General features: G+C 39.6%; 21 protein-coding genes and 1 tRNA gene. 1 reads left to right on the top strand and 21 read right to left on the bottom strand.

Going from position 1 to position 26,895, the window contains the following annotated elements:
* Positions 1–212: 212 nt before the first annotated feature.
* From G608_RS0101640 to G608_RS0101615, 6 genes are all read right to left on the bottom strand, one after another.
* A complete protein-coding gene (locus G608_RS0101640; RefSeq protein WP_026494544.1) occupies positions 213–1,640 on the bottom strand; it encodes a glycoside-pentoside-hexuronide (GPH):cation symporter in 1,428 nt (475 codons plus the stop codon).
* A complete protein-coding gene (locus G608_RS0101635; RefSeq protein ID WP_026494543.1) occupies positions 1,640–3,136 on the bottom strand; it encodes a DUF6937 domain-containing protein in 1,497 nt (498 codons plus the stop codon). Before G608_RS0101635 ends, G608_RS0101640 begins: the two co-directional genes overlap by 1 nt.
* Complete coding sequence (locus G608_RS0101630; protein WP_026494542.1) at positions 3,129–5,612, bottom strand: glycoside hydrolase family 2 protein; 2,484 nt, start codon at positions 5,610–5,612, stop codon at positions 3,129–3,131. The genes G608_RS0101635 and G608_RS0101630 overlap by 8 nt, the downstream gene beginning before the upstream one ends.
* A gap of 220 nt (positions 5,613–5,832) precedes the next feature.
* A tRNA-Leu gene (locus G608_RS0101625) sits at positions 5,833–5,915 on the bottom strand.
* An 84-nt stretch (positions 5,916–5,999) separates the two neighbouring features.
* Positions 6,000–6,269 carry a hypothetical protein gene (locus G608_RS0101620; RefSeq protein ID WP_026494541.1) on the bottom strand — a complete coding sequence of 90 codons (270 nt, stop codon included), beginning with the start codon at positions 6,267–6,269 and terminating at the stop codon, positions 6,000–6,002.
* 29 nt (positions 6,270–6,298) lie between these two features.
* Positions 6,299–7,057 (bottom strand): alpha/beta hydrolase family protein, encoded by a 759-nt coding sequence (locus tag G608_RS0101615; protein ID WP_051208702.1) that lies wholly within the window; start codon positions 7,055–7,057, stop codon positions 6,299–6,301.
* Positions 7,058–7,289: 232 nt separating this feature from the next.
* Between G608_RS0101615 and G608_RS0101610 the strand changes: the two genes are divergently transcribed.
* Positions 7,290–7,472 carry a hypothetical protein gene (locus tag G608_RS0101610; protein WP_026494539.1) on the top strand — a complete coding sequence of 61 codons (183 nt, stop codon included), beginning with the start codon at positions 7,290–7,292 and terminating at the stop codon, positions 7,470–7,472.
* A 90-nt stretch (positions 7,473–7,562) separates the two neighbouring features.
* Here the strand turns inward: G608_RS0101610 and G608_RS0101605 are convergent, their stop codons facing one another.
* The 15 genes from G608_RS0101605 to G608_RS0101535 all read right to left on the bottom strand — a co-directional run bounded on the left by G608_RS0101605 (position 7,563) and on the right by G608_RS0101535 (position 26,777).
* Positions 7,563–9,125 (bottom strand): Ig-like domain-containing protein, encoded by a 1,563-nt coding sequence (locus G608_RS0101605; RefSeq protein WP_026494538.1) that lies wholly within the window; start codon positions 9,123–9,125, stop codon positions 7,563–7,565.
* A 51-nt stretch (positions 9,126–9,176) separates the two neighbouring features.
* A complete protein-coding gene (locus G608_RS0101600) occupies positions 9,177–10,823 on the bottom strand; it encodes a putative manganese-dependent inorganic diphosphatase (RefSeq protein ID WP_035794285.1) in 1,647 nt (548 codons plus the stop codon).
* A 134-nt stretch (positions 10,824–10,957) separates the two neighbouring features.
* Entirely contained in the window at positions 10,958–11,773 is an 816-nt protein-coding gene (locus G608_RS0101595; RefSeq protein WP_026494536.1) for a hypothetical protein, read from the bottom strand.
* Positions 11,774–11,882: 109 nt separating this feature from the next.
* Positions 11,883–13,610: an ABC transporter ATP-binding protein gene (locus G608_RS0101590; RefSeq protein WP_035794281.1), complete on the bottom strand. Its 1,728-nt coding sequence runs from the start codon at positions 13,608–13,610 to the stop codon at positions 11,883–11,885.
* Between the two features lie 39 nt (positions 13,611–13,649).
* Complete coding sequence (locus G608_RS0101585; RefSeq protein ID WP_026494534.1) at positions 13,650–15,374, bottom strand: ABC transporter ATP-binding protein; 1,725 nt, start codon at positions 15,372–15,374, stop codon at positions 13,650–13,652.
* Positions 15,371–17,026 carry an RsmF rRNA methyltransferase first C-terminal domain-containing protein gene (locus tag G608_RS0101580; protein ID WP_035794443.1) on the bottom strand — a complete coding sequence of 552 codons (1,656 nt, stop codon included), beginning with the start codon at positions 17,024–17,026 and terminating at the stop codon, positions 15,371–15,373. The genes G608_RS0101585 and G608_RS0101580 overlap by 4 nt, the downstream gene beginning before the upstream one ends.
* Positions 17,027–17,094: 68 nt before the next feature.
* A complete protein-coding gene (locus G608_RS0101575) occupies positions 17,095–18,585 on the bottom strand; it encodes a prolyl oligopeptidase family serine peptidase (RefSeq protein ID WP_051208700.1) in 1,491 nt (496 codons plus the stop codon).
* A gap of 298 nt (positions 18,586–18,883) precedes the next feature.
* Positions 18,884–19,261, bottom strand: coding sequence for a metal-dependent transcriptional regulator (locus G608_RS0101570; protein WP_026494531.1), 378 nt, complete (start codon positions 19,259–19,261; stop codon positions 18,884–18,886).
* A gap of 191 nt (positions 19,262–19,452) precedes the next feature.
* Positions 19,453–21,006, bottom strand: a complete 1,554-nt coding sequence (gene rny / locus G608_RS0101565) for a ribonuclease Y (protein ID WP_026494530.1) — start codon at positions 21,004–21,006, stop codon at positions 19,453–19,455.
* Between the two features lie 147 nt (positions 21,007–21,153).
* On the bottom strand, positions 21,154–22,713 hold the full coding sequence (locus G608_RS0101560; RefSeq protein ID WP_026494529.1) for a glucosyltransferase domain-containing protein: 1,560 nt from the start codon (positions 22,711–22,713) through the stop codon (positions 21,154–21,156).
* 64 nt (positions 22,714–22,777) lie between these two features.
* Positions 22,778–23,398: a regulatory protein RecX gene (locus G608_RS0101555; protein WP_026494528.1), complete on the bottom strand. Its 621-nt coding sequence runs from the start codon at positions 23,396–23,398 to the stop codon at positions 22,778–22,780.
* Between the two features lie 13 nt (positions 23,399–23,411).
* Positions 23,412–24,476: a recombinase RecA gene (gene recA, locus G608_RS0101550; RefSeq protein WP_026494527.1), complete on the bottom strand. Its 1,065-nt coding sequence runs from the start codon at positions 24,474–24,476 to the stop codon at positions 23,412–23,414.
* A 163-nt stretch (positions 24,477–24,639) separates the two neighbouring features.
* The gene (locus tag G608_RS0101545) at positions 24,640–25,050 is read right to left on the bottom strand and encodes a hypothetical protein (protein ID WP_026494526.1); all 411 of its coding nucleotides are present in this window, start codon (positions 25,048–25,050) and stop codon (positions 24,640–24,642) included.
* A 15-nt stretch (positions 25,051–25,065) separates the two neighbouring features.
* Entirely contained in the window at positions 25,066–25,830 is a 765-nt protein-coding gene (locus G608_RS0101540) for a sigma-70 domain-containing protein (protein ID WP_026494525.1), read from the bottom strand.
* A gap of 77 nt (positions 25,831–25,907) precedes the next feature.
* On the bottom strand, positions 25,908–26,777 hold the full coding sequence (locus G608_RS0101535; protein WP_026494524.1) for a rhomboid family intramembrane serine protease: 870 nt from the start codon (positions 26,775–26,777) through the stop codon (positions 25,908–25,910).
* Positions 26,778–26,895 lie beyond the last annotated feature (118 nt).

Genomic DNA, 26,895 nt, shown 5'->3' with positions numbered 1-26,895 from the left:
GCTTAGAATATGCGGGGTTCATCTTTAATGAAAATTTAATTCATCGTGCCAGATTCTGTCACGAAATTAAATTTCAGTCATGCGCCAAAGTGAACCGTGCCACTTAGAACCGTCCCCGGTGGCAAACTGTGCCACTTAGAACCGTCCCCGGTGGCACGCCTTTGGCACGAAAAAGCCCCTGTCGTTTTCGATAAACGACAGGGGCATGTAAATCAGTTTCTAGCTGCAATCTCATTTGAGATTTCTTCAATTTTTTCATCTGTAAGGATGTATTTCTTTCTGAACCAGAAAATAGCAAATATAAGTCCGATGATAGGAATGATTGTCATGGTCATTCTAAGTCCCATCTTCTGAACTGCTCCAACACCCTGAGAATAGTCAATTTCTGTAGCTGTCTCAGCTGTATCGTTGCTGAGATTGAGAATCTGAAGTGCGATAGCTGCGATAAATGCAGATACACCAGATGCAAGCTTAACAACAAAGGTCTGCATTGAGAAAATAACTGACTCATCTCTTCTGTTGTTCTTAAGTTCGCCATAATCTACAGTGTTTGCAAGGAATACAGTTGTAATAACTGAAAGCATTCCGTTTGCTGAGAAGATGAAAAATCCCGGAATAAACAGCAAAAATACGTTATTCATGGATGTTGATGCAAGTACAAGAAGTGAGATGTAGCCCGCAATAGCCATTCCCATGCTGATGAAATAAATCTTGATGGAAGTGAAGAACTTTCTAAGCAAAGGATACATGATCATCATTGCAAGAATCTGCATTCCACCGCCAAAGGTTGAGAAAAGTGTATATCCGTCTCTCCAGGAAGTTCCGCCAAAATCGTACTTAAAGAAGTAGATTACAAGGTTTGATGTGATGTAGATTGAGCAGTTAACGATAACGATAGCTACAACAACAGCCATTGCCTGGTCGTTCTGAATTAGTGCTCTGAACATCTCACCAATTGATGCACTCTTCATGTCTACTGTAGACTTCTCTTTTACATTGATGCAGCAGATAACGGTGAATACTACGAAAAGTACAGCAATAATAATTGTGAAGTATGAAAATCCGATTCTCTCAACTTCTCTGTCTGTAATACCCTGTCCGCCAAACATATGGCCAAGAGCTGCAACAGACTTAACAGTGATGATTGTGATGATGGCAGAACCAACACCTGCACAGGAACGTGCAAGAGTTGTAAGCCCTTCTCTCTCCTTACCACCCTCTGTGAAAGCAGGGATCATTGACCAGTAAGGAATATCCATCATTGTATAGGTTACACCCCAAAGGATATATGTAACTGCTGCATATGTTACAAGACCGCTTCCGGACATTGTCGGCGGTGCTGAGAACATAAGATAAAGCACGATTGCGTTAGTTATGGTACCGATTAAAAGCCAGGGTCTGAATTTACCCCATTTTGTCTTGGTCTTACCAACAATAGCTCCCATGATAGGATCGTTAAATGCATCGAATACTCTGGCAACCATAAGGATTACACCCATAGCAGCTGCACTTACGCCAAGGATATCCTGGAAATAATACAGTACCCAGGATGCTGAAAGCATGTATACCATATCCTTTCCTACAGCGCCAAGTCCATAAGACGCCTTGGCTGCGCCTGTTAATTTAGATTTTTCACTCATTAGTTCTTTCCTCCCTTAGCAGAGTCTTTCATTTGCATCGCAAGCTCTACTACTTTATATGCACCGTCATAAAGGCCGGTCTTTTTATTTTCAACAATGTTCTCGCACATCTCATCAAGAAGAGGTGTTGTAAGGAACTGTGTCAGCATCTGTACTGTATGAGGTATATCTCTGCACTCAAGTGTTCCGTCACCTACTTCTGCGGAGTGGATGGCACCCCACATCTCATGCTTTCCCACTCTCTTTATGAAAAGCTTGGGAACAGGATAAAATGCAAGCTCACTGGGCTTTGTTACAAGCACATCGCAGCTTCTCATCAGAAGGTTTGTGCAGTAAACCGCTTCGAAAATATTTCCATGCCAGAAGCCGTGAATTCCTGTTACTTCCGTAGCTGGATCAAGAGCCTCTTCCGCAAACTTTTCTGTGTCAGCAAAATCTCCAAGGTGCTCCTGAATGTGGTTCTTCATCTCAGGTATTTCATTTTTAAGATCTTCCCAAACCTGCTTATAATCACCAACATTTACATAAAGAGCAGCCTGTTTTTTCTCGATATAAGGCAGCAGGAATTTAATTATTGCTGCAAAGATTTCCTTCTGAGCTCCGGCACCGCCGATTGTAAGAAGGAATCTCATGGGCTTTCCATTTTTCCTTCTATCGATTCTTGCCTGACAGTCAGCTTCAATATTGGCCACAAGCTCATGATCAATATAGTGACCTGTATAAACAAGATCCTCCTGAGGCATAGGCTGGCACACAGTCTTCTTGTTCATGCCGTTTAGAATTCTGTAACCCATATATGCATTTCTGCACTGGATTGTGTGTACGGAGCCTTCGGATAAATGAAGCGCCATGGGCCAGTTGTCGGGAATTGCATTGACAACATGCTTCATTCCTGCATGAATAGCTGCCTGAGCAGGCCAAACGTGAGTTGCAATTACCGGAATATCCTTGGGAACATTCTTATAAACAGGAGCCATAAGCTCTGCGTTTTTCTGATCAGCGGCATTGTATGAAAGTGCTCTGAAACCCTCGTAATTTGTAGGCTCCCATACAAGCTTATTAAAAATAGGATTCTTTGAAAGTCTTGATCCCAGTGAATAAAGATCGTTCTGTGCACTTATTACCTTTGTGCAGGTAGTATGCTTATAGGAATTAAGATCCATCCAGTAAGGTGTATAGCCAAGATGCTTTGCACATGAAGCCATAGCCATGCTTATTCTGTAATGTCCAAAGCCCATTCTGATATTTCCAACAATCAGCCCCTTCTCATTATCAAAAGGAATTGAAGCACCTGTATCTTCACCTTCCTTAAGAACCTCAATATTTTTTACTCCAAGGAGCTCGCCTATATACTGATTCTCTGTAACCATAACCGGATAATTACAATTTGAATCATCTCCAAACTTTTTAGCGAACTTCTTTTTTGAGTTCAAGGCCTTCTTGTAGATCTTGTCACTCATCACATTTCCGAAAATTACCTTTGACTTTTCAGACATTCGTTTCTACACCTTCCTTTACATGAAAAACTATTTCTTTCTTTATTTTCTCGCAGGCATCCAGCTTTATAAAAAGCTTACCGGTTGATCCCTGTCGTCTTCTTGTCTTAACATATGCACCGGCCATTCCTCCTCGAAGAGGAACATGCTTAGGTCCTATCAGTTCAACTGCTCCTTCAGTCTTAAGTCGCAGTGATTCGGCAAAATAAGGAATAACATTTCCGTTCTGATCAACTGCTTTTATTCTGATCTGTGCCACATCATAGGATCTGTCATCGTTGAGCTCGGTACTGCTTACTTCACATATCAGATTTACGGATGAAACAGTCTCTTTTACAATCGTTTTTACCACTTCTCCGTTCTTTATTGCTTCAAACCTGAAGCTGGTTGCTTTTCCGCCCCAGTCACCGATGTACTTCTGATAGAGATCAACTATATCCTTAAAGCTCATACCATGAAAAGCCATCATTCTTCCGCCGGTTATCATGTCTGAAAGGCCAAGACCTCCCATACCGTATCTGGCAGCAGTATTAAGAGCATGCTTTACCTTTTCAGCCATTCCCTTTGAAAACTTCTCATTCTGAGCCAGCTGATCACCAATAAAATCATCTACAAGAATCGGACCGTGCTTAATGTTCTTAAAGGGCGAATCCTCTCTTTTGTACTCTTTGATGAAAACATCATTTTTATACATTTTCACGGAATCGGCATTTGTAAGGATCCAAATATCTCCTCTTATGCACTCCGGATGCTCTCCGATATCCATCGAGGATGTAAGCTCCAGAACAGGCTCTGAATCTCCCTGCATCGCATAAGAAACCGCAGCCATTTTGGGATTTCTGAACATATCCATAACGCCGTGATAGCAGATTCTGTCACCTGATCCAAAATCCTTATGCGTATTGTAGTCAAACATGCACCAACCAAAACCGCCTGCCACATCAGACTCAGAAGCAATGGCATCCATTACCTTTATATGTCTCATAGCATGGTCGCTTCTATGTATCTCATCATCGAAGCTCTTTGTAGGATACATATGGCCGTTATATTCAGTTACAAGATATGCCTTATTCATATCCGGAGTAACAGCTTTTTTCTTCTGACATCCGGGCTTTTTACCATCGAATGAAAAATCGTTGTAGGTATATACATCTTCAAGAAGCTGCATTTTTGTACCGGCTCTTACGCCGCCTGTTGCTCTTGAAGGATCAAGCTCATGGGAAAGATCATTTGTCCTCTTGTAAAACTCTTCGTCATCAGCTGATTCATTGATCCTGACACCCCAGATAAAAATTGAAGGATGATTTCTGTACTGGATTATCATCTCCCTCTCGTTTACAAGAGCCTGTTCCTTCCACGACTCATCTCCAATATGCTGCCAGCCCGGGAACTCCATAAACACAAGAATTCCGAGCCTGTCACATTCGTCTATAAAATCCTGTGACTGCGGATAATGAGAGGTTCTTACAGCATTTACAAGGAGCTCTTCTTTTAATATCTTCGCATCAAACTCCTGAAGTGTCGCAGGCATCGCATATCCTACATAGGGATAAGACTGATGTCTGTTGAGGCCTCGTATCTTTAGCTTTCTTCCATTCAAGTAAAATCCATCAGCATGGAACTTCATACTTCTAAATCCAAAGATCTCTGTCTTTTCATCAATAAGCTCATCATTTCTAAGTATCTGAGTTCTAAGCTGATACAGAGCCGGATTAGTAACATCCCACAAGACTACCGGCATCGTATGAAAATCAAATGGCACCAGTTTCGCTGCGGGTATTTCTACCAGTTCCTTAAAATCCTTATATTCATCTTTATAATCTGACGGAATGTCTCCGCTTATTCGCTTTATAGCATGCTTTATAACACAGCCCGAGGTATCTCCACCAACTTCTGTCTTAACATGAAGAAATGTACCTACAGCCGCCGGTTCTACATCATCTGCATTTCCGGCATAAACATCTGAAACGTCAGTAGAAACAAACAGATCCTGAATGTATGTCTTCTCTGTTACTTCCAAAAGTACATCTCTGTATAACCCACCATAGGTCATATAATCGATAACAAAACCAAAGGGCGGAATATTAAGACTCTCTCTCGAATCAAGCTTTACCACTATGCAGTTTGGCTGATCATACCTAAGCTTGTCACTAATATCAAAGGAAAATGCAGTATAACCTGAAGAATGTGTTCCAAGCAGTTCTCCATTTATATATACTGTTGCTTCATGAGCAGCACCCATAAAAGTAACCGCAACGCGCTTTTCCTTCCATCTGCTGTCAGCTGTAAAAATTCTCCTGTAGCAGCTGACCTTCTGATATAATGCATCATCAAAATAATTAAATGGCGTTGTCACAACAGAATGTGGAATCCTGATGCTCTCCATGTGATTATCATCATAGTCAGGGCTTATCATTTTATCTTCAAATATTTCTGAAAACTTCCAGTCATTATTCAAGTACAGTGTTTTTCTCATGTTTACCCCCGCTCGGAAACGTCATTTTCCTATTTTGGTTTCCTTGATTTTATAGTATCATCATAGACTTTTTATATCAAGAAACGTATTTACTAATTTTCGTTTCCTTTATTTGTGCAAAAATACTAGGGATTATATTTTTCAGATATATAAAAAGATTTCACAATGAAATAAAAAAGAACAGCAACATTTAGGTGCTGTTCTTTAATCAACAAAATAATGCCGGTGGTGGGACTTGAACCCACACGCCCGTGAGGACAACAGATTTTGAGTCTGCATCGTCTGCCATTCCGACACACCGGCGCGCTATTAAATTCGCGACCTGTTAATGTTATCACAACAGAAAACGATATTCAAGCGAAATGAGAAAATCTTGAATTAAGATTTTCAGCCATCCCATTCCTCATATTCAAATTCGTATTTCTCTTTTTTTCCTGAGCGTTTTCCAAGCAAATAGAAAATTCCGGCAACGGCGATAACTATCGCAAATACCGTAACACCAAGAGTGATAGCCTTTTTAGTATCGTCACTAAGTCCATTATAACCATCCTTAGCCTTAGTGTATGCTCGCTTTGCCCCATCGCCTGTAATCTCAATTATTTTCTCAGCACTGCTTCTGATTTCATCTGCATCGATATTTTCAAAAAAACTGCTCATGGATAATTCCCCCGTAATATTAAACTTTTTCAAGTGGAAAATTTTAAGTTCTCCTCTATAAATGATACCATTTCTTTACCTGCTTTAACAACCTCTTTACCATAAAAACCATGTCCGGCATCGGTAATCTGAATTATCTTCGCAGCAGGAAATTTCTTTCTGGCATTTATGCTGTATGAAATAGGCACTACCTGATCCACGTTTCCATGAAGTATAAGGACATTTCCACTAAACTTGACCATATAATCATCTATATTTAATGAAAGAGCATCCTCGTAATATCTCCTTCCAACCGGAAGACCGAAAACCGTTGATGTATCTTCTATTAAATCCTCAGATGGATATTTTTCCTTTGCATCATCGAAAAGCACATAAGCAGGATAAAGAAGGACCATAGCCTTTACATCTTCGCCTGCTTCAACTGCTGCTATGGTGGATGCAACGCCGCCCTGACTTACACCCATCAAAAATATATTTTTCCTGTCAGCAAAAGGCGCTTTCCTAATATCCCGGATAACAGCCTCTATATCAGCACTCTCTGTAAGCACTGACATATCAGTCATTTTTCCGTCACTTTTAGAAGATAAGCCACCACCGCAAAAATCAAATATATAGCAGCCTATTCCTTCCTTTACCAGAATTTCCGCGTAGGGTCTCGTTCCCTCGCGATCTCCACCGAATCCATGTGACATGATCACTATAGGATATCGTCCCCTGGAATCATCCGGTAAATATAATTCCCCCGAAATCTGAAACTCTTCTCTCTCCACAATATAAGTTTTTATCATATTCTTTACCCTAAGAGAGCCACAGTTTACCGCTATTATTTTATCAAAATTACATATAATTAACAAGTTTAAGACTATATTATAACGATTAAAAAAACATAAAAATAATATTTATTTTTTTAGAATTAATCTGTTGAATTTTTTCATTTATGTACTACAATATATTGTAGTAAGAACAAAACAAAAACAACTACATGTATGAAAAGTGTTTGTTTATAAGGGGAGTCTTTTTATGTCTACAATTACCGTTGAAAATAACGATAGTATTGTCAATTATTCAATTATCAGGAACATGGTAAGATCAATCGGAAGACAGCATTGGTCAGTTGCCGAAGCAATGGATGAATATGATATTCCGAAGGAACAACGTGAAATTTATATGGAGACAATCGCTGAAGAATTCTTTGTAAGCTAATCTTAGAATCCTTTAGGATCATTCCTTTCCTTAATCATAAGACGAAAATGGGTAAGCACTCGCTATGCTTACCCATTTTTGTGTTTAATTTTATTTAACTGTAACCTTGCAGGTGGCAACCTTTTGGCCATTCTTCGTCTTAACTGTAATTGTACAGGTTCCGGCTTTTTTAGCAGTTACAACACCTTTACTGCTTACCTTGGCAATACTCTTATCGCTACTCTCCCACTTGAGCTTTGTTTTAGACGCTGCTGCAGGTTTAATCTTTGCAGAAAGCTTAAACTTACTTCCCTTCTTCAGCGAAAGCTTTTTCTTAGACAGCTTTAAGGTTTTTACAGCGGAATCCTTTGTTACCGTTACATAGCACTTATCAGAAATAGCACCATCACTTGTAGAAACTGTAATTATACAGGTTCCGGCCTTTACCGCGGTAACCTTTCCGGATGAATCAACCTTAGCAACCTTCTTATTACTGCTCTTATACTTTAACCCCTTAAGCTTAACTCCGTTGGGTTTTGAATCCACCTTAATTACGGCCGTCTCACCCTTGGCAAGCTTAAGATTTGCTTTTACAATTTTAAGTCCCTTCAGCTTTTCGGTTTCACTCTCTGAGCCTGTTCCATAGTCGTAATCTCTGGAACTCATAGGAAATGCAGCATAGAAAGATGAAGAGGAATAATCAGACCACCTTTTATGATCTACGAAGTTTTTGTCACACTTCATGTAATACTTATATGTGCTGAGCTTCTTTCCTGCATCCCAGGTACTATCAAGGTTATAATATAGATTTCCGACTCTTACAATATTCCAGCCATGATTACCGCTGGAGGTATTTCCTGCCACAAGTCTGCAATCAACACCTGCATCATTGAGAAGTCTGTAAATCAACAGAGAATAGCCCTGACATACAGCACTGTTATTTATTGCTGCAGCAAAGCAGCTGTATTTGATATTTGATTTTCCATAATTATATTTAACGTTATTACATACATATTCATATACAGCTTCTATCTTTTCATACTCACCCTTTGAAGCAAGATTCAGGCTGGATGATATTGAATTAACCTTACTTGTAACCTGAGCCTCCTGAGCTGCAGTTGTATAATATGTAAATTTGTATGTAAGGGTTCCTATGGTATTACCCGATGATTTACCATAGGATACCTGCATGCCGACACCACTGTAACCCCATTTGAGATAATCACCCATATTACCGGCGCCGCCAACAATATGCGTAACAGCCTTTTTGAGAACATCAGACTCCATGTTCACAAGCTGTGTCGCGTTATAATTTGTTCCAGGCAGCTCAAAATAAACATAAACCGTCTCTTTTCTGGCGGCCATATTATTCCGAAGCTCTTCAGCCATTTCATCAGTACTACTGCATTTATCAGCAGATAAAAGATTTTCAGGAGTTACTGATACTGCCGGAAGCCTGTTAAGCTCATTTTCATTAACAAGTCCTGCATAAAGCGGATTGACCATATAAAATACATTTGAATTCTGAATATTTATGGTCCCTGAATCTTCACTTACGGATGATGCTAAAACGGTAAAATTCGATAAAAAAAGAATCATCATTGCAGCGAAAATAGCAGGCCATAAAGCCTGTTTCTTACAATGATGAAACTTATTTTTAAAGATATATCTCATACTAACTGCCCCAATACAATGTAATACATATATATTATACCACATATTACATTATTGCTGCAGTGCTTCTACAATAGTTGGCAATAATTGTTTTTTTCTTGATACAACACCCTTTAATAACGCTGTGTGCTCGCTTCCTGCTTCTACATGGAATCCGGTGTCGATGATATTTTCTGCCTTGTTTCCTGCAAAAGCAATAATAGAGGACTCAGCTATAATGTTGGTCATCATAAAGAAGATCATATCAAGTCCGTCACTCTTCATAATATCTTCAAGCTCAGGAAGTACTCTCTCCTTAATTTCGGCAAGCTCCTCTGCGCTCATGGAATTGATCTGACCTATACCAATATTCTTGTCTTCAACGGTAAATTTCTTAAAGTCCTGATGAACAATCTGCTTGGGTGTCTTGCTTCCAAGGTTTGAACCTGCCCTGAACATTTCCCTTGCAAATTCTTCCACATCAATCTCAGCTATCTGAGCAAGCTCTTTTCCCGCCTGCTTATCAATCTCTGTGCAGGTAGGTGACCTGTACATAAGGGTATCAGAGATAATCGCAGAAAGCATAAGCGAAGCTGTAATTTTATCAACAGCAATACCTGCTTCTTTATACATTGAATAGATAATCGTGCAGGATGAACCAAGAGGCTGATTTCTGAAAAATACAGGGTTAGCAGTCTCTATGGAAGATCCAAGTCTGTGGTGGTCAATTATCTCAAGGATTTCCGCATTATCAATACCATCTACTGTCTGGCTCTTCTCATTATGGTCAACAAGAATTATCTGCTTCTTCTTAGCACCAAGTAAATTACGACGTGAGATCATTCCCACAAAGTTCTCTTTCTCATCAAGAACAGGGAAATATCTGTGTCTTACCTGGGCCATGGTCTGCTGGATATCTTCTATGAAATCATTCATATGAAAAGTAACAAGCTGATCCTTCTTCATCACAGAACCAACAGGTGCACTTTCATTTATAAGTCTGGCAACAGTAAAGGTGTCATAGGGAGTTGTGATTATCCTGCAGCCACGCTCCTCTGCCAGCTTCTGAATAGTATTTGTTACCTTGCTTTCGATACATACCACGATACATGAAGCTTCGTTTTCAATGGCAACGAGCTGAGTTTCGTATCTGTTACCGCAGATAACAATATCACCGGGATCAATAACCTCTTCCATTATTTCCGGGGATGCAGTAGCTATCAGAACCTTTCCTGATGTAAACTTCTCAGACTTATCGCCCACAAGCATAGCTCCATCCAGAGTATCCACAATATTTCCGTAGCTTGTGCCTGCTTCTGACAAAATGCTGGCATCATGAACATCCATACAGGTCTCCATGATATCATTGGTAGTTACAAGTCCCTCAAGTTTTCCATCCTTAGTGATACAGAGAGTAACTACATTTTCATCCTTCATTCTCTCCCATGCACGCTTAAGTGAAATTTCATCATTTTCTGCGTGGAGGTCTCTTATCTCCATATCGCAAACCTGAGTACGCACATCCTTGGTATATATAGGAGATTGCACGCCAAATCTGTTTAAAACAAACTGTGTTTCCTCATTAAGATGTCCACATCGTCTTGCTTCATAATGCTCTCCCGTCAATTTACTTTTCAGATTTGCATAACAGATAGCTGCGCAAATTGAATCAGTATCGGGATTCTTATGTCCAATAACAAATACAGGTCTGTTTTTCATCAGAATAATTCTCCATTAAAAATCTATAGTGTCACTCCATTGTACAATAAAATCATAATTTATATAAGACTATATTTATAGCAGAAAAACGGGGAATATGCAATTTGCATTTCCCCGTTTGGCTAAAAATCAAATTATTTAATTTTCTTTACTTTTACCTGATAGTGAATTCCCTCTCTGCTGGGATCGGAAATTCTAATGTAATACTTCTTACCTTTCTTTAGCTTAACAGTGTTGATCTTTGTCCAGCCTCTTCCCTGCCATATATATTGGTTTTTGCCGTAATCTACCTTGTTCTTGGTCTTATAACCTACACAGTAAAAGTAGCCGCCGTCCTCAGCATCAGTATTTACAGCAGTGAACTTATATTTTCCGGTGCTTGGAGCCTTAAATACAAACCAGTCATAATTATCCTTGTTGCTTATACCGGTTACGCTCTTATTATTTTTTAACTTTGTTGCACTGCTGGCTGAGTTGTTAACTTCTTTTTCAAAATTTGAATACCTTACATTCTCAATCAGAATTCTGTAGGTATAGCCAAAGTCGTTTATCTGATCATTAATTCTAAGAGTTACATTTTTTCCACCACCTAATGAAAACTCAGGTGAGGTATAGATGCCGTGATCCATCCAGGTAAATTCACTCCAAATATCACGATAATTACTGTTAAGCTTCACGTATGTGTAACCGGATTCAAATGTTTGTCCGGTTGTAATATTTCTCTTACCGATCAGAGCAACGCTTACTTTAAAGCTACCTGAACTCGGAGTTGTAAAATTAAAATAGAAATTATTATCGCCTACTAACTCAATAATTTTTTCTTCACCAATGTTCAGATTTCCCATCTGTACATCAGCAGCTTTAACGCCGGTCTTACCAACTGTAAATACAGTTAATGCAATAGCAGCTGTAAGCATAAGGTGCTTACAATAGTTTAATACTTTCTTCATACTCTTTCCCCTTTTAAAAAATTTTACAATTAAATGCTTTATCCCCTCAAAAAGTAAAAACAACATTTCAGATTATATCACAGTTTCCTGCAATAATCATCAAAAAATATCACATTTCAAACTGACTCTGATACAGTTTCGCATAAAAGCCATTTGCTGAGAGTAACGATTCATGATTACCCTGTTCAATGATTCTACCCTCATTCATAACAAGAATTCTGTCAGCCTCTTTTATGGTAGATAATCTATGGGCAACAATAAAGCTGGTTCTTCCGGCCATCATCTTCTGGAACGCTCTCTGAATCCTCATTTCCGTTCTTGTATCTATAGAGCTTGTCGCCTCATCAAGAATCAGCATCGGAGGTACATCCAGCATGGTCCTTGTTATACAAAGAAGCTGCTTTTGTCCCTGAGAAAGGCTTCCTCCATCCTCGCCAATAACTGTATCGTATCCATCAGGCAACCTTTTTATAAAGCTGTGAGCATGGCTCTTTTTTGCCGCTTCAATTACCATCTCATCAGTGAAGCCCTCTCTGCCCATTGTTATATTCTCTTTTATTGTGCCGCTTCTAAGCCAGGTCTCCTGAAGAACCATACCATAATTTTTTCTAAGGTCATGTCTTCGTACTTTCCGGATATCATTTCCATCAACACTTATAGAGCCCTTATCGACATCATAGAAACGCATAAGGAGATTAATAATAGTCGTCTTACCGCTTCCTGTAGGCCCTACAATTGCAACTCTTTGTCCATCTTCAACAGACAGATTAAGATCCTGTATAAGCTCGCTGTCCTTATCATATGAAAATGAGACATCCTTTAATTCAACATTTCCTGTAACCTCGCCAAGCTCATTGCAGGGATCAGCATCCGGAAGCTGAGGTTCTTCATCAATAAGCTCAAATACTCTCTTAGCGCAGGCCAGCGCATTCTGCAGCTCAGTTACTACACCTGAAATCTCGTTGAAGGGCTTCGTATACTGAGTAGCATAGCTTAGGAAAATTGTAAGCTGTCCGACACTCATAATACCCGAAAGGCATGCAAAGGCACCGGATAAAGCAACGCAGGCATAAACAATATTATTGATAAATCTGGTGCTTGGATTTGTCAGTGATGAAAAAAATGTAGCACGAAGGCTTGTATTAGCGAGTCTGTCGTTAATCTCATCAAATACTACCTGATTTTCATCCTCATGGCCAAAAGCCTTAACCACCTTCAGATTACCTATCATTTCGTCAATAAGCGCAGTCTGATCAGCTCTTGAAATGGACTGCTCTCTAAAAAGTGAATATGATCTGCTTGCGATAAATCTGGCAACCAACAGAGATAAAGGTGTAAGCAAAAATACTACTGCAGCAATTGGCATGCTTAGATAAAACATGAATATCAGCGTTCCAAGAATTGTAACAACTCCTGTAAAGAGCTGTGTAAAGCCCATCAGAAGTCCATCGGCAAACTGGTCCACATCAGAAATAACCTTACTTACTATCTCGCCCCGGGGATGCGAATCTATATATTCAAAGGGTAATATGTGCAGTTTTTCAAAAGCATCGTTTCTGACATCTCTGACAACTCTGAAGGTAATTCTGTTATTAACTCCATACATAAACCACTGACACACAGCAGTTACTATAATCACTACTGCCAGTCTTATAAGGAGCAGCTTTATCCTATCAAAATCAACGTCACCTTTTCCTATAATGCAGTCAACTACATTACCTGCAAGTATCGGTGCATATAAGGTAAGCAGTGCCGATACAACAGCAAGCCCAATTGAAGCAAATATCAGAATTCTGTATGCACTTGCATAGTGCAATACTCTTTTAAGTTCTCGCATAATTATCTCCGGTAAAAAATATATAACGTCTTTTATTTATCAGCTTATCTTTCCATACTGAGACTCATAGATCTCTCTGTAGGCTTCACAGTTTTCGATAAGCTCATCATGTGTTCCGATGCCGCAAACCCGGCCGTCATCAAGAACTATGATCTTATCACAGAATCTTATGGAAGATGCCCTCTGAGATACAATAAAGGTCACAGGATTATAGGGCAGCTCGCTTATAGCTTTTCTCAAGTTTTTATCAGTCATGTTATCAAGAGCTGAAGAACTGTCATCAAGAATGATAATCTCAGGCTTTTTAACCAGTGCTCTCGCTATCGTAAGTCGCTGCTTTTGGCCGCCGGAAAGATTCTTTCCTCCCTGAGTTATATCCGCGTCAAGCTCTCCCTTTTTACCTTTTACTACATCAGTTGCCTGTGCAACCTTAATAGCCTCCCACATCTCCTCATCTGTAGCGTTCTCATTTCCCCATTTCAGATTATCTCTGACGGTTCCTTTGAAAAGAACAGCCTTCTGAGGCACAATTCCAACTGCATCCCTAAGAGACTTTGTTGTGTATTCACAAACATCTCTTCCTTTGAATTTAACAACACCAGCCGTCGCATCATAAAATCTCGGGATCAGATTTATGAGAGTAGTTTTTCCTGAACCTGTACCACCAATAATACCTATGGATTCACCTTTTTTAGCGCAAAAGCTCACATGCTCCAGTGAATCCTCCTTATCACCGCTGTATCTTAATGAAACATCTTCGAAAGATATTACAGAATCAGAAGCTTCCTGTTTAAGTGCATCAATAGTTCCTTCAGACATGGAATTCTTTTCATCAAGCATCGTCTGAATTCTGTTACCACAGGCTATTGCTCTTGTAATGTTGATTATCAGGTTAGCCATTTTTATAAGTTCAACAAGTATCTGCGACATATAGTTATAAAGAGCAACTACGGCACCTGTTGTAAGAGCCCCCGTATAAACCTTGTCTGCTCCTGATTTAAGCAAAATGATTATCGCAAAATTGAGAATTGCATAGGTTGCCGGATTCATAAGAGCCGATACTCTTCCAACATGCTCCTGGAGCTTTGTAAGATCATCATTTTTCTCTTTAAAATTCCTGATTTCCTCATCTTCTCTGGAAAAGGCTCTGACTACTCTTACGCCCTGAAGATTTTCTCTGGTAAGACCAAGAACCTTATCAAGCTTTGCCTGTACCTGCTTATATCTCGGAATCCCCCAAAGCATTATTCCAAAGACGACAACAGATAAAATCGCAATTGTCACAAGGAAAATCAGTGCCTGATGAAAATCAATTGTAAATGCCATTATCATGGCTCCAAACACCACAAAGGGTGACCTGAGAAGAAGTCGCAGCGATAAATTAACCACCGATTGCACCTGGTTCATATCACTGGTCATCCTTGTAATAAGTGAAGTGGTACCAAGTCTGTCAATCTGATCATAGGAAAGGCTTTGAATATTCTTAAAAAGATCACTCTTAATCCTTGCAGCAAAAAGAGCCGAGGCCTTAGCCGCAAAATACTGGGCTGTTACCGAGCAGATATATCCTATTGCTCCTAAAAGAATGAGAACCAGTGACATTCTTAAGGCATAAACCTTGTTACCACCGCCAATTCCAACGTCGATAATTTTCGCAACCACCAGCGGAACAATAAGTTCAAAGGTAGCTTCAAGAAGCTTGAAAAGCGGCCCCATTATCGTTTCTAATTTGTAATCCTTTAAATATTTAAGTAATTTCTTCATGTATAAATTCTAAGTCCTTTCGGATAATGATTCTTAAGTGTTCCTCCGGCATATTTCGCCCATCCAAGACTGTATCCATCAGTGGTTATAAGATACCAGCCATTATCAAGGCCTGAAACTCTTAAAGATTCTCCGCCGATAAATTTCATAGCGTCCTGTGAATCCGAGTCCAAATTATAGCTGTAAGCTACATCCTCTTTAGACAGTGCAAGTGCCAGTGAATGCGAAGGCTCAAATCTGTCCTTTTTCATGGTTCCAAGATGAAGTCCCGGTCGCATAACTGAAAGACCGTTTATTCCGGGCATTCCTTCAGGCGCAAGATAAAGCTGCTCGCCAAACATAAAGAGTGTGCCCTTTAAAGAGCCCGTAAGCTTTAGTGCTCCTTTTGAACCTTTTTTATTCTTTTTGTTTGCTTTTTTCTGGTCTTTGCCTTTTTGTTTTTTGGCAGCAGTTTCTGCTACTTCTGAAGCATTTGATGCTTCGGCTGCCATATCTGCCTCATCAACAATCTGAACATTTTTAAGGAAGTTTTCCGCAAAATCAGCAAAAGCATCTACATCGCCCTGTTTTACAGCTTTTACTTTACCATTTACTCCGTAAAGTCCGGCATTAAGAGAGATATCACCATCTTTAGTAAATACCGCAAGGAAGTGTCCCTCACCCTTAATCTTGTGGGGCCAGAGCCTGGCAGTACAGATACTGATGCTTTCTGCGATTTCATCTAGCTCTGCATTCATCGAGCCCGCTTCTGTAGCTTTATAAACCTTTTGTATGTTCTCTATATCTCCGGGAATCATCCCCTCAAAAAGATTAATTTTGAACGGCTTCATACCCATGTTAAGTAATCTCGCCGCCTGAAGCTCATCCTCTTCCGGTGCAAAGGTACATGTGGAATAAACAAGCTTACCTCCGGGAGCAAGCATCTTTACAGCTTCCTTTAGGATATCCGTCTGCCTATTGGCGCATAATTCAACATTTTCAATACTCCAGTTAGATACTGCCTCGTCATTTTTACGAAACATACCTTCTCCTGAGCATGGTGCATCCACCAGAATCTTATCAAAGTAACCTTCAAAGACTTCCGATAACTGATCAGGCCTCATGTTGGTTACAAGCGTATTTCTGATTCCGCATCTCTCTACATTCAGAGACAAAATCTGTGCTCTCTTTTTGTCTATCTCATTTGTGACAAGAATACCCTTGCCCATCATCCTTGAAGCAATCTGGGTACTTTTGCCACCGGGAGCAGCACACAAATCGAGAATCTTTTCTCCCGGCTTGGGATCTAAATATGCTACAGGAGACATTGCACTTGGCTCCTGAATATAATAAACTCCCGCTTCATGATAAGGATGCTTACCGGGCGTTCCGCCTTCATATGAAAAGCCATTTGGCTCCCAGGCAATATTTTTGGATAGTTTCGCATCGGTTTTAGCAAGGATATCTGATGCATAATTTTTCAGATTACCGCCATTACTCTCATTGTCAGAGTATGCCGCATCAGCATTCGCCTTGCTTTCAGATTTTATGCACTTAAGCGCATTTATCCTTACAGCTTTAACCGGCTCCTTTTCCAAAGCCTTTTCAAAAGAATCATACTCATCACCGAGCATCGCTTTTATTCTGTTTTGAAATATTTTATCTAAACTCATAGCGATTATTATAACATAAAGAATTACAAAAACGGCAGTCAACTATTGACTGCCGTTACGATTTGTTATTATCTATGCTGTTCTGACATCCACTGCCACATGTTTACACCATTTTCCTCACATTCGTTGTTGAAGAAGTAAATCCATGACCAGTGGCCCATGTACTGATAAGGCTGACCGTCCTGACCCTTGAAGTTACCTGAAGTGTCGTGAACATCCTTAAATACACTTGTGTGAACGTTTTCGCTTATTTCAGAAAGTCTCTTAATCGTAGGCTCCTCGAACTTCTTTGGATCAACTGTTGTGTCGTTTTCTGCATATATGAACCAAACAGGAAGATTCTTAATAGCCTGGAGCTGTTCATCTTTGATTCCGCTGTCGCTGTATGCTTCACAAACAGGATAAGCTGCAGCAAAGAAATCAGGATAATTAAGGATCATATCCATTGTCATGTAACCGCCGTTAGAACATCCGCCAATGATAATTCTGTCTGTATCAATATTCTCGTGATTTGCTACATAATCGTCAATCAGCTCTTTAAGTGTAGGAAGGAAAACTGAGTCTGTACCCGGATTATCCATCCAGTCGCCCTCTTCCTTATACTGCATCCAAAATGTAGGACACTGGGGAGCAAGAACATAAGCACCGCTCATAACTTTCTGGAATTCCTCACCAAATAGAGGTGTTACTTTATTTCCAAGAGTATTAAGTCTCGGATCTGCGCCGCCTTCTCCTGCGCCGTGAAGCCATATAACAAGAGCATGCTTTGCGCCGTCGTCTTCAGGCTCATAGGAAGCATAGCAAAGAGTCTTGCCATCTGTTCCTGTGAACTTACCTGTAATATCTGTGTTTGCAAGATCAGGGTAAATAGCACTGTCGAAGTCAACCTTCTTATCTACATCAATTGCACTTACATCTTCACCTGCATCAGTCTTAATTGTCTGACCATCCTTAAGTAACACTTCAAGGTCATAAGGGTTACATATTGCATTATTTCCTTTGAAAAGATCATAGCAAAAAGGTGAACCAACCTCCGGATTATACATAAGCTCAAGTGTTACATATTCAGAAGAATCTGTCTTCTCGCCATTTTCATCACTTGTATATGCATCAGTAACTACTCTTTCTGTTTCCATTTCGATATGCTTTGAAGAATCCTCTTTTGATCCCGGAGCAAGTGACGCCCAGTTAAAGCTCTCCTTTGTTTCTACTACCTTGAAGCTGTCAGCGCTAACTGATTCACTGCTTATTTTCTCATCAAGCTTAATTATTGTCTTTGAAACTGCCGGACCATAATCCTGTCCGATAACTACAACCTTCTGTGTTCCCTTTAATGCATTACCCATGTTTTCGTTCTCCTCTTCCTTTTCAGTACTTTCAACCGTTTCTTCGGCTTCTGTTTCTGTGCTCTCGTCCGTTCCTTCAGTTTCTGCCAAAGCTTCGCTAACAGTTTCAGACGTAGCTTCTGTGGCTTCAACATTCTGCGTTGTCTCCCCGCATCCAATAGTGCCAAATGTAACCATTAGAATGAGGGAAGCTGCAAGTAACCTTCTCTTCATAATTCCTTAAAAATACCTCCCAATACTTCATCCCCTCATTTAAACCCAAAACTTTTTGTTCAAAAACGACTTTCATTTTCGAACGAATATACCTTAACGTAAAAAAATCCTTCTAAAAAGAGCCGATTTCTGACAATCAATGGTCAATTTTCGACTTTTCCATGAAGGATTTTTGACATGCAAAATATCATTTTTCTTACATTGAATCCGCGTTTCCAATAAAGCTCATAAAATATCATGTTAAAAGGTCTGTTATAAAATCTGTTCTATTATCGGGGGTATTTATAAGACCGTTTTATTAACCGAGTTCATCCTTATGTTCTTTGACAAATTTCTTTATTCCCTTAAAGGTCTCCGGACTGATAATGTGCTCTATCCTACAGGCGTCATTTTCCGCAATTTCTTCATTCACACCTGCTGTAAGCATTAGAAACTTAGTGAGGTTAGTATGTCTCTCATAAACGCTCTTAGCCTTCTTTAGTCCGGCCTCAGTAAGTTCAAGCTCTCCGCCTTCCTCAACGGTTATGAAACCGTCCTCCTTAAGGATTCCAACAGCTCTCGATACACTGGGTCTTGAGAAATTAAGTTCATTTGCAACATCTATAGATCTTACTGAACCATTTTTCTTTTTAAGTAAGTATATTGTTTCAATATAATCTTCACCTGATTCGTGCATTTCTTCCTCCAATTTTGTTAGCATAGTCTATCCATAAATTAAATTGTATAACATTTAACATGTGAATGCTACACTTATATTTTGGTGAATACATATTATCTTTTAACTTCTTTTGAGATTTTATGCTTTAATATGTAAAAAACCGATGTGCTATTTCTAACACATCGGTTTCATTTTTGTTCTGAATCAAATTACTTTGCGTAATCAGTTGCTCTGCTTTCCCTGATGATATTAACTTTGATCTGTCCGGGATATTCCATCTCGTTCTCGATCTTCTTGGCAATATCTCTTGCCATCAATACCATATCAGAATCGCTTACCTGTTCAGGAACTACCATTACTCTGACTTCTCTTCCGGCCTGAATAGCAAATGAGTGATCAACTCCCTTAAAGCTGTTCGTGATCTCTTCAAGCTCTTTAAGTCTGCTGGTATAGGTCTCAAGAGTTTCTCTTCTTGCGCCAGGTCTTGCTGCTGAAATTGTATCAGCTGCCTGCACTATAACAGCTATTAGAGACTGAGGTTCAACGTCACCGTGATGAGCCTCGACTGCGTTAATGACGATTGCTGTTTCTTTGTACTTCTTACAGATATCTACACCAAGTGAGATGTGTGAGCCTTCCATATCATGATCTACAGATTTACCAATATCATGTAAAAGACCTGCTCTCTTCGCGATACGAACATCGAGTCCAAGCTCTGATGCCATAAGTCCACAAAGCTGTGAAACTTCAACAGAATGCTTAAGAGCATTCTGTCCGTAACTTGTACGGAAACGCATACGACCAAGTAACTTAATGATTTCAGGATGGAGACCATGAACGCCTGCTTCAAGTGCAGCATTCTCACCCTCTTCCTTAATCTTGTTAGCCACTTCCTTCTGCGCCTTTTCAACCATCTCTTCGATTCTGGCAGGATGGATACGTCCATCAACTATCAGTTTCTCAAGAGCGATTCGAGCAACCTCTCTTCTGATGGGATCAAATCCTGAAATAACTACTGCTTCCGGTGTATCATCTATGATAAGATCAACACCTGTCATTGTCTCAAGAGTTCTGATATTTCTTCCCTCTCTACCAATGATGCGGCCCTTCATTTCATCGTTAGGTAACTGTACAACTGAAATAGTTGTTTCGGAAACGTGATCAGCAGCGCATCTCTGAATCGCATTAACTACGATTTCCTTAGCACGCTTATCAGCTTCTTCCTTAGCTTCCGCTTCCATATTCTTGATCATTACAGCGGATTCATGCTTTACGTCATCTTCAACAATCTTTAAAAGATACTCTTTTGCCTGCTCGGAGGTTAAGCCTGAGATTTTCTCAAGTTCCTGTCGTCTCTGTTCATCAAGCTTCGCTACCTCTTGCGTTTTCTTGTTCAATGCCTCTTCTCTGGCATTTAAACTGGCCTCTTTCTTCTCAATTGCTTCCGATCTCTTCTCGACGTTCTCTTCTTTCTGCTGAACTCTTCGTTCTGAACGTTGAACCTCTGCTCTCCTATCCCTCACTTCTTTTTCAAGTTCATTTCTTGTCTTAAGTGATTCCTCTTTTACTTCCAGGAGTTTTTCGCGCTTTGATTCATCTGCTGCTCGAACAGCATCGTCGATGATTTTTCTTGCCCGTTCTTCCGCACTGCCAATCTTGCTCTCATTCTGTGCATCAATACTTCTCTGACGCATTGTCATGAAAACAAAAGTAACAAGTACTCCGGCAAGAGCTGCTAATGCTACAAATATAACTGTAGGCATACAGGAGCACCTCCTTATTCAATTTTCATTGTACGATATTTTGTATAAAACAACTAAAAAAGTCCGTAGTTCATACAATATAACAACAAATTAAGTTTACGCTTGAAAGCTCCGTGTGTCAAGAGAATGTAAGGTATCTAATAGCACTCAGCCATCATTTTCCTCAATCTTTACCACCCAGATTCCATTAATCTTTTCACAACATCCATCAGCTGGGAAAACCGGCATATTTTTAAAGGTGTCCGTATTCATCAGCTTATTTTTTTCATCTGTCGATAAAATTGTGCCTGTTTCAACGCCAAGCCAAATCTGCACGAAACGTTCGCGTTCAGTTGGCAGGAACAACAATTCTTCATAGGTCGCACCTTCAAAATCAGATAACTGTTTTCCATTCATGTTGTGGCTGGCAATCGGAATAGGATTCGGATAAAATCCGCCCAGTATAACAAATGGATCACCGTATTTATATCCTTCAGCACCCTCAAGCTTAGTCATAATGCGGTTGTAATACTGCTCTGTTCTTCTTTGAGCAATATAACTTCTGTAGTAAGCATTATTCACCACTCTTCCGCAGGCGTATGCTTCCATCAAAAGCACAATACACATAACAGCAGCAAGAACTGCACAGAATTTGCTCCTGTCAGGTGATTGCATCAGTCTTTCCGCAAAGGCAATAATCATGAAATAAAAGGCTGAATAAGAATATATCATTACAGTAGATGCATGTGACAGCTCAGGAGCCATCACGTACACAAGTCCAAGAGCTAAAGGAAAAATCGCAAGTAAAGCCAGCAAAATCAAGCCTCTTGAAAGCTCAGTAAAGACTTTTCTTTTTATTATTAAAGCAATTAGCGATATGAGACCTAATACAACAAGAACTATATTGATATATGTCGGTGCATAGGCCATGAAGCTCTCCGGTGATGTCACAAAATACTGAAGAACTCTGTGATAAGCACGAAGCACGGCATATAAAATGTCTATCGGGGATGAACTGCCTATATTGTCAAGTCCCTTGTAATCGCTAAGATCAATAAACTTAAGGCTGATAATATATCCTGCCATTGCTATTATTAATCCCACAAGGCTCCTGATTCCACATCGAACTACAGAATTCACCTTATTCCCATCAATAAGCTTAATAATAAATGCAAGAACAAGAAGTGATGTGGCAAGTCCAAAATAAGCCTGATAGCAGGCCATACTAAAGAACTGCAAAACAGCTCCCAGAATCCATCCGAATTTATATCGTATTATCAGATAAACATTAAGCGTACTTGCAAGAATTGCCATTGCAAATGTAGGCGCAAGGTACATATAGTACATATTACTTGCGGTGCTTGGTAACGTCATAATAACCACAGGTACAAGTATCGCACCGGTAATGCTCTTTATATCAAGGGCTGATACAATAATGCATGCAGCGATAGACAGAATAATAATTGACATTATTCCGTTAAGTGCAGGAGAAGCCCAGGGGGAGAACAAATCATGAACCGGTTCCTGAAACCATCTTCCAAGAGCAGGTCCTCCACCAACTCCGGGTACACAGACAATATCATCAAGATTGGTTATCTTATTGGATATCATCAGAAAATGAACAAGAATACCTACTATCAGTCCGGTAAAAAAAGTATATTTATATCTAAGCTCAATCTTCCCAAAAATATTTTTAAAATAGTCAGGAATTACTCTGCTATCTTCCATCCGAAAATAATCCTCCATTTAGTAAATCTGATAAATCATTATAACAGATAATGCAGATATATGCTTATGTTGCAAATCTGTCAGAGGACATAGCCTTATGAATTGCATCAGCGGAAAAGCCCTTCCTGTAAAGAAAAGCCATAATTTTCTGCTTATCTTCATAAGAGGCATCACCGGTAAAATGTTTCTTCACCAAAAGTTCGGTAGCAAGCCTTATCTCCGGATCCTCATTCTCGTCAGATACTGCTTCCTCCAAAATACGATCGATAATCTCAGATCTTATCCCCTTCTGAATAAGATCCTGCCTTATTCTGCTTCTGCTCTTATCATTAAGATGATATCTTATGTAATCATCAGCGTATCTCTCATCATCAAGATAATGATATGACTTTAAGAATTCGATGGTGTCAGCAATAATCTCATCGCTGTATAAACCCTCACGCAGCTTCTCTGTAAGCTTATATTCTGTATAATCTCTTTTTTGAAGTAAATTCATCGCTCTCTTTTTAGCTCTTTTGGGAATTACCTCATTTGTAATCTCATTTAAAACAGGCGAAGAAATTTCTTCGCCTGCCCTAATATGATAGTCCCTTATTTCACCCTTATAGAGAACAAATGCAAATTCTCCATCAATAAAAATCTTTGATCGTTTATTGTCAAATGGTTCTATTCCGGAAACAATCATTAATTATTCCTCATTATTCCTTAGATGACTTTGATGATTTCTTTGCAGGTGCTTCCTTAGGCTCTTCTGCTGTAGCAGGATCAGCCTGAAGTCCGAATTTCTCTCTTACCTGAGCTGAAATCTCAGCAAGTACATCGGGATGCTCTTCGAGGTAAAGCTTAGCATTCTCGCGGCCCTGACCAATCTTATCAGCATTATACTGATACCATGCACCACTCTTATTGATGATATCTGTACTTGCAGCAAGATCAAGAACATCACCGGTATAGGATATTCCCTTGCCGTACATAATATCGAATTCAGCCTCCTTGAATGGCGGAGCAATCTTATTCTTAACAATTTTAACTCTTGTTCTGTTACCTATAGGTTCGCCGCCCTGCTTAAGTGTCTCAATACGTCTTACATCCATACGAACTGAGGAATAGAACTTAAGGGCACGTCCGCCTGTAGTAGTCTCAGGATTACCAAACATAACACCAACCTTCTCACGAAGCTGGTTAATGAATATAACAGTACAATTTGACTTACTGATTACAGCTGTAAGCTTACGAAGTGCCTGTGACATAAGTCTTGCCTGAAGGCCCACATGTGAATCTCCCATGTCACCATCAATCTCAGCCTTAGGAACAAGTGCTGCAACCGAGTCAACAACTACTATGTCTACAGCTCCTGATCTAACCATGGTTTCGCAGATCTCAAGTGCCTGCTCACCTGAATCGGGCTGTGAAATATATAAGTTATCTATATCTACGCCAATGTTCTTGGCATATACAGGATCAAGAGCATGCTCAGCATCAATAAAACCGGCGATACCACCGCGCTTCTGAACCTCTGCAATCATATGAAGAGTAACTGTTGTCTTACCACTTGACTCAGGTCCGTAAATCTCAACAATACGTCCCTTGGGAATTCCGCCAAGTCCAAGTGCAATATCCAGACTAAGTGAGCCTGTAGGAGTAGTCTCAACATTCATCTGAGCTGATGAATCGCCAAGCTTCATAACTGCTCCCTTACCAAACTGCTTCTCAATCTGACCAAGTGCTGCTTCTAATGCTTTCTGTTTATCTTCTCTTTCCATACCATTCTCCTTCTTAGAACAAACGTTCTGAAACAATAATAAAACAAGTGTTCGCCTTTGTCAACATAAAAAGGGATAAAAATGGCGATTTGCCAAAAATAAAGACTCAAGAATATTACACAATCACATTTAAAGTGTCAATCCCCATTTTAAAAACTTTTTCTTATACAGAGAATGCAAATAGTGCAAGCTTAGATATTACAAGCTCTCTGACAATTATCCCCTTTTTCTCTTTCTCCTCCGGTGAGATATCAGAAAGCTCACCTATCGTATACAGCTTTTCCTGATATCGGTCGGTCTTTCCGTTTTTCAGCTGAGATACCCTTACTCTTGCCTTCAGCTGTTTAAGGACTCTGAATTCAGGACTATCTTCATTCATGTAATACAGACCGCTTTCCAGAGTTGTCTCCCTATCAAGGTCTCTTAGAATATATCTCTCCAGAATTGTCTTGAACTTAAAAGGGGCCATTTCATTATCAATGATCTCCCTATAATTCATTCTGGCTCCAAAATAATATCTGGAAACATCCTGCATTACATATTTAAAGTCATCCTCATTTGAAATATTGTACATTTATACTTTTCGCTTTCACTCAGTTTTTTCAGGCTTATAGTCAATATCCTCTATCTGATTGCCGCATGCCTTGATGGCTTCAAGAATCTTGGATATCTCCATACCGGTCTCTTCCGCAAGCTCTTCTACAGTGCAGCTTCTTCTAAGTTCCTCCGCCAGCTCTTTTGCCTTTTCTGCCACCTCCTGAACAAGCTTAACAGCCTTCATTCCTCTTGAGGTTTCAGCCGCATCGTCTTCAATGGCATTCTCCATGGCATCCATAACCATCTGAGCAAGATATCCGTCACATTCCTTGTGATCATCTATACCGGAAAGCTCACTGACAGCCTTGGTAAGCGCAATATTACCCTCTCCTATAAGATCCTCTAAAAGCACACCCTGTTCAGCATAGAGCTTTGCGATATCAACCACCATGGGAAGACTGAATTCTATCAGTTTCTTCTGTGCAGCAACATCTCCTGCCATTGCTGAGATTGTAAGAGCCTCCTTCTCACCGTCAGTAACTTTTTCAATAAAGGAAAGCTCTTCAAGATAGTTTTCAAGATAGCCTGATTCCTCTGCTGTCAGATATTCAGATGAATCAAGTGCTTCATCAATTCCTATATTGTGCTTTTTAAGATAATCCTTAATAAGATCATACTGTTCTTCACTGAGCTCTAAATCTGAAAAAGCCTCCTTGATCTCGTCCTCAGTGATAACACCGCCATTTTTCCTGGCACTTTTGGTAATATCTGTTAAAAGCTGCGCAAAATGTTGTTCTTTGTTTTCAAGATTATTCATATTTCCTACTTTCTGACATAAATTCGAATTCGATTAATTATTATTCTACTCGTTATGTGTACAATAATTCGTACACATTATTTTACATGTGTATGGGTAAAAAGATGCTCCTGGCAGTACTCATAATTTCCGTTACATTTAGAGCAGAATCTAAATTCAAGATCAGGATTATCTTCCTCTGTTTTACCGCAAAATGCACATTTATGCTTGGTCACACCGGGCGGCGTCATTTTTACTGATTTTTTAAATTCATTACGTCTCTTAACTTCGCGGGGCCTAAGATGCATGAATCTTCCACTGGTAAGCCAGAATATTCCAAAGGTGCAAAGTGATGCCAAAATCGGGAAGCATGCGAAAAATACACCATTATAAATGTATGTCACAACTTCAAAAATAAGATAGCCCACATAGAAAATACCCAGCCACTTCATCTTAAGCGGAATTATAAACATAAACAGGATTACGTTATCAGGGAAGGTAGCTGCAAAAGCCAGCAAAATAGACATATTAATATAATATGTATTAAAGTTTGCTGATACAGAAGCCATCATACCAGATAAATAAGCAGACTGTCCGCCAAGCTGTATGTACAAAACAAGATATGACAAAAATGAAGCCACGATCATCAGTATAAAGCCTGTGAAAATATACAGATTATATCTGTAGGTTCCCCAGACACGCTCCATTGTAGTTCCTATGGAATAGTAAAAATAAAGCATTATTAGAATAAAAAAAAGATTTGAATCATTTGGCGGAATAAATATCCAGGTAAACAGTCTCCATACCTGCCCCTTCAAAACAAGAGCAGGATTCAGAGTAAGAAAACCTAGTATATTCACTTTAATTGGTGCATAAGCAAGAACATAGCCAATGATATAGCAAATAATAAGCTTTATTGTCAGGTTATTTATCGCATATTTTCCAAATTTCTTTTCGAAATTACTCATTCACATTCACCTCGTTTCTGTATTCTATGAAAGTTTAACATAACATGAATTCATTTGCACGGGAGATTTGCACAATTAAGGTCTTCCAGTGCACCTCTTCTTCTACAGATGCTCAATT

It is taken from the genome of Butyrivibrio sp. WCD3002, assembly GCF_000424265.1.
Classification (GTDB): Bacteria; Bacillota; Clostridia; order Lachnospirales; family Lachnospiraceae; genus Butyrivibrio.
Note: the sequence above shows the minus strand (reverse complement) of the source record. Positions and strands in the feature narration are given on the sequence as shown.

Bases quoted from the DNA above. Each gene is read 5' to 3' on its own strand.
- G608_RS0101640 (WP_026494544.1), bottom strand. From the start codon at position 1,640: ATGAGTGAAAAATCTAAATTAACAGGCGCAGCCAAGGCGTCTTATGGA.
- G608_RS0101635 (WP_026494543.1), bottom strand. From the start codon at position 3,136: ATGTCTGAAAAGTCAAAGGTAATTTTCGGAAATGTGATGAGTGACAAG.
- G608_RS0101630 (WP_026494542.1), bottom strand. From the start codon at position 5,612: ATGAGAAAAACACTGTACTTGAATAATGACTGGAAGTTTTCAGAAATA.
- G608_RS0101620 (WP_026494541.1), bottom strand. From the start codon at position 6,269: ATGAGCAGTTTTTTTGAAAATATCGATGCAGATGAAATCAGAAGCAGT.
- G608_RS0101615 (WP_051208702.1), bottom strand. From the start codon at position 7,057: ATGATAAAAACTTATATTGTGGAGAGAGAAGAGTTTCAGATTTCGGGG.
- G608_RS0101610 (WP_026494539.1), top strand. From the start codon at position 7,290: ATGTCTACAATTACCGTTGAAAATAACGATAGTATTGTCAATTATTCA.
- G608_RS0101605 (WP_026494538.1), bottom strand. From the start codon at position 9,125: ATGAGATATATCTTTAAAAATAAGTTTCATCATTGTAAGAAACAGGCT.
- G608_RS0101600 (WP_035794285.1), bottom strand. From the start codon at position 10,823: ATGAAAAACAGACCTGTATTTGTTATTGGACATAAGAATCCCGATACT.
- G608_RS0101595 (WP_026494536.1), bottom strand. From the start codon at position 11,773: ATGAAGAAAGTATTAAACTATTGTAAGCACCTTATGCTTACAGCTGCT.
- G608_RS0101590 (WP_035794281.1), bottom strand. From the start codon at position 13,610: ATGCGAGAACTTAAAAGAGTATTGCACTATGCAAGTGCATACAGAATT.
- G608_RS0101585 (WP_026494534.1), bottom strand. From the start codon at position 15,374: ATGAAGAAATTACTTAAATATTTAAAGGATTACAAATTAGAAACGATA.
- G608_RS0101580 (WP_035794443.1), bottom strand. From the start codon at position 17,026: ATGAGTTTAGATAAAATATTTCAAAACAGAATAAAAGCGATGCTCGGT.
- G608_RS0101575 (WP_051208700.1), bottom strand. From the start codon at position 18,585: ATGAAGAGAAGGTTACTTGCAGCTTCCCTCATTCTAATGGTTACATTT.
- G608_RS0101570 (WP_026494531.1), bottom strand. From the start codon at position 19,261: ATGCACGAATCAGGTGAAGATTATATTGAAACAATATACTTACTTAAA.
- rny (WP_026494530.1), bottom strand. From the start codon at position 21,006: ATGCCTACAGTTATATTTGTAGCATTAGCAGCTCTTGCCGGAGTACTT.
- G608_RS0101560 (WP_026494529.1), bottom strand. From the start codon at position 22,713: ATGGAAGATAGCAGAGTAATTCCTGACTATTTTAAAAATATTTTTGGG.
- G608_RS0101555 (WP_026494528.1), bottom strand. From the start codon at position 23,398: ATGATTGTTTCCGGAATAGAACCATTTGACAATAAACGATCAAAGATT.
- recA (WP_026494527.1), bottom strand. From the start codon at position 24,476: ATGGAAAGAGAAGATAAACAGAAAGCATTAGAAGCAGCACTTGGTCAG.
- G608_RS0101545 (WP_026494526.1), bottom strand. From the start codon at position 25,050: ATGTACAATATTTCAAATGAGGATGACTTTAAATATGTAATGCAGGAT.
- G608_RS0101540 (WP_026494525.1), bottom strand. From the start codon at position 25,830: ATGAATAATCTTGAAAACAAAGAACAACATTTTGCGCAGCTTTTAACA.
- G608_RS0101535 (WP_026494524.1), bottom strand. From the start codon at position 26,777: ATGAGTAATTTCGAAAAGAAATTTGGAAAATATGCGATAAATAACCTG.